Origin of the sequence: Streptomyces pathocidini, assembly GCF_001418495.1 — a bacterium.
In the GTDB taxonomy this organism is placed as follows: domain Bacteria; phylum Actinomycetota; class Actinomycetes; order Streptomycetales; family Streptomycetaceae; genus Streptomyces; species Streptomyces pathocidini.
The window spans coordinates 1-10,095 of the sequence record NZ_LIQY01000307.1 but is presented as its reverse complement, the minus strand read 5'-3'; the positions used below and the strand labels follow the sequence as shown (position 1 = coordinate 10,095).

Here is a 10,095-nt window from a genome sequence, read left to right as displayed (position 1 = left end):
GCCGTGAAGGGGACGTGGCTGGGGCCCGGGGCTCGTGGTTCTCAGCGCCCCGGGCGCCGCGGCGGCTACCGGCGGGTCAGTTCTCGGCGCCGCTGGTGTCGCCCTCGTCCGGGATGGTGGGGCCGTCCGAGGGGTCGCCGTTGCTGCCGTCGTCCGTGCTCGGGTCGGTGGGATCGGAAGGCTGGCCGCCGGTACCGCTGGAGTTGCCCTCCGTCGGCGGCTGGGACGGCTGCTGGCTCGGGGAGCTCGACGGGATCTCCCTCGACGGCGTCTGGCTGGGCCGCTGGGTGGCCGGGTCGTCGGACGGGGTGTACTCGTCGTCCTGGCCGTCGCCCGGGAGATGCTGCTCGCCGCCCGTGTCGTCCTCGCCCTGGCTCTGCGAGGGCTTCTCGTTGGGCGTCTCGGGGGCCGTGGTCGAAGGGCCGACGTTCTTGTTCCCCCCGCCCTTCTGCCCCAGGTTGTCCATCGCGAAGGCGACGCCGACAACGATCGCGATCGCGGCGAGCGCCAGGAACAGCCACATCCTCCCGCGGCCGCCCCGACCGCCGTTCCCGCCGCCGGGGCGGCTCCCGTCGAAACCGCCATCGTCGTCCCGGGCACCGGGCAGCAGCGGACCGCCGGCGGCGGCCATCTTGGACGTCTCGCCGTGCTGCGGATGCGGCAGCACCGTCGTACCCGCGGTGGCGGCCGTGCCCATGGCCGAAGTCGAGCCGCCGGTGTGGGTCACCGGGCCGGTGTCCCACACACCGTTGTGGGAGCCCTTCTCGCCCAGCATCTGCAGCGCGTACTGCACCATGCCGCGCATTTCCTCGGCGCTCTGGAACCGGTCGTCCGGGTCCTTCGCGAGCGAGCGCATCACCAGGCCGTCCAGCTCCGGCGGCACCGCCTCCAGCACCTCGGACGGCGGGACGGGAGTGTCCTGGACGTGCTGGTACACGACCGACAGCGGGGTCTCGCCGGTGAACGGGGGCCGCAGGGCGAGCAGTTCGTAGAGCAGGCAGCCCGTCGCGTAGAGGTCGCTGCGGTGGTCCACGGCCTTGCCGAGGGCCTGCTCGGGGGAGAGGTACTGCGGGGTGCCCATGACCATGCCGGTCTGCGTCATGGTCGACTGCGCGCCGTGCAGGGCGCGGGCGATGCCGAAGTCCATGACCTTCACGGCTCCGCTGTTCGTGATGATCACGTTCGCGGGCTTGATGTCGCGGTGCACGATGCCGTGGTGGTGGCTGTAGGCCAGCGCCTCCAGCACCCCGGAGACGATGATCAGCGCCTGGTCGGCCGGGGGCGCGTCGGCGTTGATCAGCAGATCGCGGATCGTCCGGCCCTCGACGAGCTCCATGACGATGTACGGGACGGTGCCCGCGCCGACAATGTCCTCACCGGAGTCGTAGACAGCCACGACCGCGTGGTGGTTCAGGCCCGCGACGGACTGGGCCTCGCGCGTGAAGCGGGCCTTGGAGACCGGGTCCTCGGCGAGGTCGGCGCGCAGCAGCTTCACCGCGACCGTCCGGCCCAGCCGTACGTCCTCGGCGGCGAAGACCTCGGCCATGCCGCCGCGTCCGAGACGGTGGGTCAGCCGGTAGCGGCCGTCGCCGACCAGGCCGCCGACCCCCCACGCCTCCGGTGCGTCAGGCCCGATCCCGCCGGTGGCCTCGGGCTCGGACGGGCCCTGGGCGCGCTGCGTCTCTGCCATCAGTCCTCGCCGTCGTCTTTCGTCCGCGCGCGGTCGCGCCTGTCCTACGGTCTTCCGTAAGCACGCTACAGGGTCCCGGCAGTCGGCCGGTCCGCGATCGACGGGCCATCCAACCCCCCGAGGGTGCGCGGGCGCAAATCCCTGGCCTGTGCCGCGCCCCCCCCGCTCAGGGGCGGGTTTACGCCGCCGCGGAGGCGGTTTTACGCCGGTGCGGGAGCGGATCCGAACGGATCCGGGCATAGGGTGCGGCGATCTTGTCGGCGCTTGCCGTTGCCGTACGAAGCCGTAGGCCGACCCCGCCCTACAGGTACGGCCCCGAGCGTGCGCCGCCCGGTCCCGGCTCGTCGCCCTCGCCCCCGTGGACCCCGGGCGGGAGCGCCCTCCGCATCTGCTCGAGCTGGGCCCGGGCCGCCATCTGCTGGGCGAAGAGGGCGGTCTGAATGCCATGGAACAGGCCCTCCAGCCAGCCGACCAGCTGGGCCTGCGCGATCCGCAGCTCGGCCTCGGTCGGCACCGTCTCGTCGGTGAAGGGCAGCGACAGGCGCTCCAGCTCCTCCACGAGCTCGGGCGCGAGGCCGTCCTCCAGCTCCTTCACGGAGCTGCGGTGTATGTCCTTGAGCCGGACCCGGCTCGCCTCGTCCAAAGGCGCCGCCCGGACTTCCTCCAGCAGCTGCTTGATCATGCTGCCGATGCGCATGACCTTCGCGGGCTGCTCGACCATGTCCGTCACGGGGAGCTCACGCGCCTCGTCGCCTTCCCCATCGCCGGAGCCGGCTGAGCCGGCGTTGCCGAGCGCCATCCCGTCCGGTCCCACGATCAGGACATGAGGGTTCTCCTGCGACCGTTCGTTCCTCGGCATCTCCATGGCGCCATTGTCGCGCACCGGCACCGGGAAGCGGCCCGGGCCCCGGAAGTAGGGGGCGGGCCCCGGAAGTGGGCCGGACGCTGGGAGGGCGTGGGCGTCGAGAGGTGGCCGCAGGCACGGGGTCGGCGCGCGGGCACCGGGCCCGGGATGAGGCCCGGGCTCAGCGCCTGCGCAGCCGCAGGCCGATGAAGCCGAGCCCCAGCCCCATCAGCGCCAGCCCCGTCCCGAACGGCAGCACCCGCAGCACCGGGCCCGTCGGCTGCGCGAGCGTCTCGCCACTCTCGTCCTCCAGGCTGGGGTCGCTGCCGGGCGTCACGGAGTCGGACGGGTCCGCGGTCGCCTCGCCCCGCTCCGCCGCCGCGGACTCCTCCGCCTTCCGCGGCGCCTGCTCGTACGGCACCGGAGGCCGGTGCGGCGCGGCCTCCAGCTCGTCGTCCTCGGGCACGGCCTTCGACTTGCCCCCGGAAGAAGGGGAGGGAGCGGGCCGGGAGGAGCCGTCGCGGTGCCGTCCGTGCGCGGACGGACCGGTCCTGGAGGCGCCGGAGGAGTCGCGGAAGTGCGGGCGCCTGGGCCGCGACGCGGCCGCGTCGCCGGACCGGGAATCCTCGTACGGGTCGCGCGTCCGCAGGTGGATGTCCGGGATGCGCATCCAGTCCGGCAGGGTCACGGCCCAGGAGCCGTCGTCGAAGTCGCCTCCCGGCCCTCTGCCGGGGTCGAAACCGGCCACCTGCGCGATCCGCGTCCGCAGCTCGCCCGCGGCCCGGCGCCCGGACGATGCGCCCGATCCGTAGCCACCGCCCTCCGGCCGGGTGACGGAGCCGGCCCGGCGGCCCCGATCGTCGGGAGACGGATGCTCCGCGGCGAAGGCGGTGGGGACCGGCAGCAGGGCGGCCCCCACCAGGAGCCCGATGGCGAATCCGGAGCGCAGCACTGGAGCCACGGCGTGACCCCCTCCCGTATCGAGCCGTCAAAGATGAAAGGTTCGATGCAGTGTTCAGAGTCACACGCCAGAAGAATTCCGGCATCTCGAACGAACGGCTCGTTTACGGGTGATGGCGGGCGCCAGCCGTCACACCGTGAGAAGGATCTTCCCCACGTGCCCACTCCCCTCCAGCACCCGGTGCGCCTCCGCGGCATCCCGCATCGGCAGCGAGCGGTCCACCACCGGCCGTACGCGACCGGCGCCGAACAGCGGCCAGACGTGCTCGCGGACCGCCGCGACGATCGCCGCCTTCTCACCGAGCGGGCGGCCCCGCAGCGAGGTCGCGGTGACCGCCGCGCGCTTGACCAGCAGCGCGCCCAGGTCCAGCTCGCCCTTGCGCCCGCCCTGGAGGCCGATGATCGCGAGCCGCCCGTTCGCGGCGAGCGCCCTGACGTTGGCGGCCAGGTACTTCGCGCCGATGATGTCCAGGATCACGTCCGCCCCCGCCCCGTCCGTGGCCTTGCGGACCTCCTCGGCGAAGTCCTGCTCGCGGTAGTCGATCAGGATGTCCGCGCCCAGCTCCCGGCAGCGCTCCAGCTTCTCCGGGCTGCCCGCCGTCACCGCGACCCGCGCGCCCACTGCCTTCGCCAGCTGCACCGCCATCGTGCCGATGCCGCTCGAACCGCCGTGCACCAACAGCGTCTCGCCGGGCCGGAGATGGGCGACCATGAACACGTTCGACCAGACCGTGCACGCCACTTCGGGCAGCCCGGCGGCCGTCACCAGGTCCACGCCCTCGGGCACGGGCAGCAGTTGGCCCGCCGGGACCGCCACCTTCTCCGCGTAGCCGCCGCCGGAGAGCAGCGCGCACACCTCGTCGCCGACGGCCCAGCCCGAGACCCCCGGGCCGAGCGCGGCGATCCGGCCCGAGCACTCCAGGCCCGGGTACGGGGAAGCGTCGGGTGGCGGATCGTAGAAGCCCTGGCGCTGCATCACGTCGGCGCGATTGACGCCGCCGGCCGCGACCTCGACCAGGACCTCGCCCACGGCGGGCACGGGTTCGGGGACCTCGGCCCACACCAGGGCCTCGGGTCCGCCGGGTTCGGGGATGGTGATCGCATGCATCGACATGCCGCGAGGCTACTCCCGCCGCCACCAGCCCACTTCGGCCTGTGGACAACGCCGGGACCCGCCTGTGGACAACTTGACGGCGCGGGTTGACGGGCTTAGGGGACCGGCTTAGGGACCAGTTGCGCTACCCGGCCTCCCCGGCCCGCGGCGGCCTGGCGCGAACGATCGCGATGACCCGGTCGGTCGCCTCCAGCGGACTCGCCTTCGGATCGTCGTACCCGAGCAGCCGGTGGCCGCGCAGCACCGAGACGACCAGATCATCCACTTCCCGTACGGAACGGCCGACTTCGGATTTGACGACCGGGCGCTCGATCACGTCGAGACCGCTGCCCTGCTGGATCAAGTCCTCCATGACGGTGACCGAGCTGGGGCTGACGACCGAGAGGCCGAGCAGGCGGCCGGCGGCGCTGGAGCTGGTGATGACGGCGTCGGCACCGGACTGGCGCAGCAGCGGCGCGTTCTCCTCCTCGCGCACCGAGGCGACGATCTTCGCGGCCCGGTTGAGCTGACGTGCCGTCAAGGTAACGAGCACGGCGGTGTCGTCGCGCTGGGTGGCGATGATGATCCGCCCGGCCCGCTGGGCCTCGGCGCGCAGCAGCACATCGCTGCGCGTCGCGTCGCCGACCACGCCTACGAACCCCTCGGCGTTGGCCGCGTCCACGACCTTCTGGCTGGGGTCGACGACCACCACCTTCTCCTTGGCCAGTCCTTTGGCGAGGAGGGTCTGGACGGCGGAGCGGCCCTTCGTACCGAACCCGACGACGACGGTGTGCTCACGCAAGGCGGACCTCCAGCGGTTCAGCCGCCACTCCTCGCGGGTCCGCTCGGTGAGGACCTCGAGAGTGGTGCCGACCAGAATGATCAGGAAGAGCACGCGCAGGGGCGTGATCAGCAGGATGTTCAGCAGCCGGGCGCCGTCGCCGTACGGGACGACGTCGCCGTAGCCGGTGGTGGAGAGCGTGACGGTCGCGTAGTAGACGCAGTCGAGGAAGTCGACCTTGCCGTCGGCGTTGTCGTGGTACTCGTCGCGGTCCGTATACACGATGAGGACGGTGGCCACGAGCACCAGCAGCGCCATCAGCAGCCGCCGGGCGACCTGTTGGAGCGGCCGGTGAACCACGCGGCGCGGCAGCTGCACACGCGAGCCGCTCGCCTCGGGGACGGCGGAGGGGGGCGGTGCGGTGAAGTCGTTCCGGGCGACGGGCTCATGGGAGCCGCCGGGGCCCTGTCCTTCATGCGGGACGGACAGGGTCATAGGGCGCCTCCGGGCATTTCGGGGGATCCGGGGAGTCGGGATCCGGTGGATCCGGTGGATCCGGGGAGTCCAGGGGTTCCCAAGGGCCCGGGGAATCCGTGGGCCCCGACGGGCAAGGTGGTTCGGGACCACGGGAGTCGGAGCACCTCAACCCGGTCCCCCCGCCCAGCGCCACCGGGGAGTACGACGGCGAGCCCATCGGCGGTGGCCACGCCTCGGAGCATGGCGGGTCCGGTGAACCGCAGGGGCGCGGCACGCCCGGGATCCTCGGCAAGGGAGACGGGCACGAGCCGCGTGTCGTACGGGTGCCCCTGCACGGCTTCCGTGAGGGGAAAGGCCGTTGAGGGAAGGGCCGTTGAGGGAAGGGCCGTTGGGGTGCGGTGCCGCTGCCGCCGGGCGGTGGCCGCTGGGGCCCGGCCGGAGAGAACGCGGAGCAGCGGCTCGGCGAGCGTCAGCAGACCGGACACCGCCGCGAGCGGATTGCCCGGCAGCCCTACGAGGTGCCGGCCTGGGCCGAGCCGGGCCAGCAGCATCGGGTGCCCGGGGCGCACGGCGACGCCGTCGACGAGCAGCGGGGCGCCGATCCGGCGCAGCACCGGGTGGACGTGGTCGACGGGACCGTGGGCGGTTCCGCCGGTGGTGACTACGAGTTCGGCGGCGGACGCGGTGACGGCCGCGTGGAGCGCGTCGGGGTCGTCGCAGAGGTGGCGCGTGGCGAGTACCTCGGCCCCGAGCGCGTACAGCCAGGGCCCGAGCATCGGCCCGAGCGCGTCCCGGATCCGGCCGTCGCGCGGCAGCCCCGCGCGCAGCAACTCGTCCCCCAGGACGAGGATTTCGACCCGCGGGCGGGGCACGGTACTCAGCTCGTCGAAGCCCGCGGCGGCGGCCAGCCCCAGGACGGCGGGCGTCACGAGCGCCCCGGCGGGCAGCAACCGGTCACCGCTGCGGCACTCCTGGCCGCGCGGGCGGATGTCCTGCCCCGGCGCGACGGGGCCACGGTCGGGGCCGACGCGCAGCCACGCCGCGCCGGCGGCTTCGGCCCCGTCGCGCCCGTGACCCCGCTCCGAGACCTCGCCGTGCTCGCTGCGCAGCACACCCGTCGTGCCCGGCGGGACGCGGGCGCCGGTGGCGATGCGCACCGCCCGCCCGTCGGGCAGCGGCGCGGGTTCGTTGTGCCCGGCGAGGATCCCGCCCCCGGTATCCGCCGCGATACGCCACGGCCCGGGGCCCGCGACGGCCCACCCGTCCATGGCGGAGGTGTCGAACGACGGCAGGTCGGTGAGGGCGAGCACCGGCTCGGCCAGCACTTCCCCGACGGCCGCGCCCAGCGCGCGCACGACGCTCGGCAGCGGGCCACCCACCGCCCGCGCGGCAACGTCCCGCGCCTCGGGCCACGGGGTGGGGGCGGGGCGATGGTGGCGGCGGTGATCCGACGGGGCGGGGTCGCCGGACGGGGAGTTGGCGCGGCTGCCGGTATCGACCTCGCCGCCAGGGGGGCAGCCGTCTCCATCGGCGCTACGGCTGCTGCCGACGCCGCGACCGCGGCCGGCGCTGCGGCTGCTGCTTGCGCCGGTGCTGGTGTCGGTTCCATTGCCGGTGCCGATGCCATTGCCGGTGCTGGTGCCAGTTCCATTGCCGGTGCTGGTGCCAGTTCCATTGCCGGTGCCTGTGCCATTGCCGGTGCCGGACCCGTCATTGGCGATGGCCAGGGCGTCGTCGAACTCGAGGTCCACACGGTCCACGTGGACCTCGTGGTCCGGGTGGTGACCTGCCGTGCCGTGGCCCGCGCCCGTGTCGGTCATCAGGCCCGCTTTTCCGGGCCGTTCGCCGAACCGCTGCCCCCGGAGCCGCCTGAGGCGCCGGTGCCGTCGGAGCCCCCGGACTCGCCCGTCCCCTCCGGCTCCTCCTCCGCCCAACGCGCGGCCAGCGCGGCCGCCTTGCGGGCGGCGACGGCGACCTCTTCGGGCTCGCCTGCCCGACCCGCCGCGTAGCCCACCAGGAAGGTGGTCAGCGGCGCCGCGGGCCTGGCCACGCCGTGCGCGGCGTCGCGGGCGAGGTCCAGCAGGGCGCCCGTGTCGACGTCCAGCTCGATCCCGAGTTCGTCCTTTACTGCGGCCATCCATTCGTCCAGCACGTTCCCATGCTCCCTGATGCGTGCCCGGGCCGCGGCAAGGTCCTCCCAGGTGTCGCAGTCGAAGACGGCGGAATCGGCCCCGGCCGCACCCTCGGGGACGGGCAAGCGGGCCAGCGTGAGCTCGTCGGTGAGCAGGCGGAGCGGGAGGTGGGCCAAGCGGCCGTGCTCGGCGGCGAGCAGAGCGAGTTCGCGGCGCAGCGGCTCCGCCCGGTACGCCGCGACCAGCGGCTGATCCCGCCCGCTGTGATCGACCAGCACGACTCCGTCCGCCCTGGCGTCGGGCGCCACGACGCTTCCACCGGAGCCGCCGGCCTCCACACCGCCGCCGGAGTCCGAGCCGGAGCCGGCAGGGGCCGTGCCTGTGCCGGAGCCGCCGGACGCCTCCGACGCGTCGAGTGCCGTCAGCAGCGCCCGTACCGTGTCGACCGACAGGAACGGCAGGTCGGCCGAGAGGGCGAGGACGACGGGGGCCGTGACGTGGCGCAGGCCCGCGTCCAGGGCCGCGAGCGGGCCGCCGCCGGGCGGCTCTTCGCGGGCCCACCGCACGGGGCGGGCGGTGGGGCGCCGGGAGCCGACGACCACGGTCGCGGAGGCTTCGGCGCACGCGGCGAGCACGCGGTCCAGCAGGGGCCGTCCGCCGACCCGCAGGCCGGGCTTGTCGGCCCCGCCCAACCGCTTGGCGGCGCCCCCGGCAAGCACCACGGCGTCGTACACATGCGCTGTCATGTCCCCGAGTATGGCCGCGCGCCGGGAGGACCGGCCCCCCGCCCGCGCGCTTCCATAACTTGGTACACCGCCGAAGGCCAAAAGGTTCCATGCCCGGCGCGGGCCTGTGGACAACGCGGGCCGCACCGGACATCGGCGCCGCGCCGGACACATCCGGCGCGGCACCGCCGTCACAGCGTGCGCAGCAGCACCGCCGGTCGCTCGACGCAGTCGGCCACGAAGCGCAGGAAGCCTCCGGCTGTGCCGCCGTCGCAGACGCGGTGGTCGAAGGTGAGCGACAGCTGCACGACCTGCCGTACCGCCAACTCCCCTTGGTGCACCCACGGCTTGGGGACGATGCGGCCGACGCCCAGCATCGCGGCCTCGGGGTGGTTGATGATCGGCGTGGAGCCGTCGACGCCGAAGACCCCGTAGTTGTTCAGCGTGAACGTGCCGCCGGTCAGCTCGGCCGGAGTGAGGCGCCCCTCGCGCGCGGTCTCGGTGAGCCGGGCGAACTCCCGCGTCAGCTCGACCGCGTTGCGGGCGTGCGCGTCCCGTACGACCGGCACGACCAGGCCGCGTTCGGTCTGCGCCGCGAACCCGAGATGCACGTCGGGGAGCCGGACCACCTCGCGGGCCTCGGTGTCCACGGTGGAGTTCAGCTCGGGGTAGCGGGCGAGCGCGGCGGTGCAGATCCTGGCCAGCAGCGCGAGGAGCGACACCTTGGGCCCTTCGGGCCCGCCCGTCGCCCCGGCGTTCATGGCCATCCGGGCGGCCAGCAGCTCCGTGGCGTCGGCGTCGACCCAGCACGACGCGTCGGGGATCTCGGTCCGGCTCCGCGCCATCTTCTCGGCCACGGCCCCGCGTACCCCGCGCAGCGGTACGCGTTCCACGCCCGCTTGCCGGGAGGCGGCCCCGGCGGGTGCGGGGGAGGCGGGCTGTGCGGGGCCGGTCGTACCGGCGGGCGCGTACGGCGCGGCCTCGCCCTGCGCGGCTTGGGTAGCGGGGAAAGCAGCGGCGGTTCCGGTGGCGGACACCCCCGTCGCCAACTCCCTTGCTGCCTCCTCGACATCGGCGCGCAGGACGAGCCCGTCGGGCCCGGATCCGCGCAGTGCCCGGAGGTCGATCCCGTGCTCCCGCGCGATCCGCCGGACCAGCGGCGAGATCACGGCAACGGGCGACTCCGCCCCCTCGCCCCCGCCCGCATGCACGCCCGTATGCACGCCCGCATCCATGTCCTCGTCCACGCCCGCGTGCACTCCTGAGGCGTCGCCCAAGGGCCGCTGTCCGCCGCCCCCCGGAGCACCGGACACGGAACCAGGTGCGGCGCGCGCCGAGCGGGCCGCACCTGGTTCCGTGTCCGGTGCTCCGGGGGGCGGCGGACAGCGGCCCT

At 74.1% G+C, this 10,095-nt stretch carries 8 protein-coding genes; all 8 read right to left on the bottom strand.

Annotated elements, in window-relative coordinates:
* Positions 1-76: 76 nt before the first annotated feature.
* Positions 77-1,690, bottom strand: coding sequence for a protein kinase domain-containing protein (locus AOK16_RS15755; RefSeq protein WP_055472872.1), 1,614 nt, complete (start codon positions 1,688-1,690; stop codon positions 77-79).
* 301 nt (positions 1,691-1,991) lie between these two features.
* A complete protein-coding gene (locus AOK16_RS15750; protein WP_055472871.1) occupies positions 1,992-2,555 on the bottom strand; it encodes a bacterial proteasome activator family protein in 564 nt (187 codons plus the stop codon).
* 160 nt (positions 2,556-2,715) lie between these two features.
* Positions 2,716-3,495 carry a hypothetical protein gene (locus AOK16_RS15745; RefSeq protein ID WP_157859228.1) on the bottom strand — a complete coding sequence of 260 codons (780 nt, stop codon included), beginning with the start codon at positions 3,493-3,495 and terminating at the stop codon, positions 2,716-2,718.
* A 129-nt stretch (positions 3,496-3,624) separates the two neighbouring features.
* Positions 3,625-4,602, bottom strand: a complete 978-nt coding sequence (locus AOK16_RS15740) for an NAD(P)H-quinone oxidoreductase (RefSeq protein WP_055472873.1) — start codon at positions 4,600-4,602, stop codon at positions 3,625-3,627.
* Positions 4,603-4,732: 130 nt separating this feature from the next.
* On the bottom strand, positions 4,733-5,863 hold the full coding sequence (locus AOK16_RS15735) for a potassium channel family protein (protein WP_079101432.1): 1,131 nt from the start codon (positions 5,861-5,863) through the stop codon (positions 4,733-4,735).
* Positions 5,860-7,665, bottom strand: coding sequence for a molybdopterin molybdotransferase MoeA (locus AOK16_RS15730; protein ID WP_079101431.1), 1,806 nt, complete (start codon positions 7,663-7,665; stop codon positions 5,860-5,862). Before AOK16_RS15730 ends, AOK16_RS15735 begins: the two co-directional genes overlap by 4 nt.
* On the bottom strand, positions 7,665-8,723 hold the full coding sequence (locus AOK16_RS15725) for a DUF6457 domain-containing protein (protein ID WP_055472869.1): 1,059 nt from the start codon (positions 8,721-8,723) through the stop codon (positions 7,665-7,667). Before AOK16_RS15725 ends, AOK16_RS15730 begins: the two co-directional genes overlap by 1 nt.
* 170 nt (positions 8,724-8,893) lie before the next feature.
* Positions 8,894-10,095 (bottom strand): dihydrolipoamide acetyltransferase family protein (locus tag AOK16_RS15720; protein ID WP_107098358.1); only part of this gene is annotated, 1,202 nt, incomplete at its 5' end.

Coding starts and splice junctions, on each gene's coding strand:
- AOK16_RS15735 (WP_079101432.1), bottom strand. CDS start 5,863: ATGACCCTGTCCGTCCCGCATGAAGGACAGGGCCCCGGCGGCTCCCAT.
- AOK16_RS15725 (WP_055472869.1), bottom strand. CDS start 8,723: ATGACAGCGCATGTGTACGACGCCGTGGTGCTTGCCGGGGGCGCCGCC.
- AOK16_RS15750 (WP_055472871.1), bottom strand. CDS start 2,555: ATGGAGATGCCGAGGAACGAACGGTCGCAGGAGAACCCTCATGTCCTG.
- AOK16_RS15740 (WP_055472873.1), bottom strand. CDS start 4,602: ATGCATGCGATCACCATCCCCGAACCCGGCGGACCCGAGGCCCTGGTG.
- AOK16_RS15730 (WP_079101431.1), bottom strand. CDS start 7,665: ATGACCGACACGGGCGCGGGCCACGGCACGGCAGGTCACCACCCGGAC.
- AOK16_RS15755 (WP_055472872.1), bottom strand. CDS start 1,690: ATGGCAGAGACGCAGCGCGCCCAGGGCCCGTCCGAGCCCGAGGCCACC.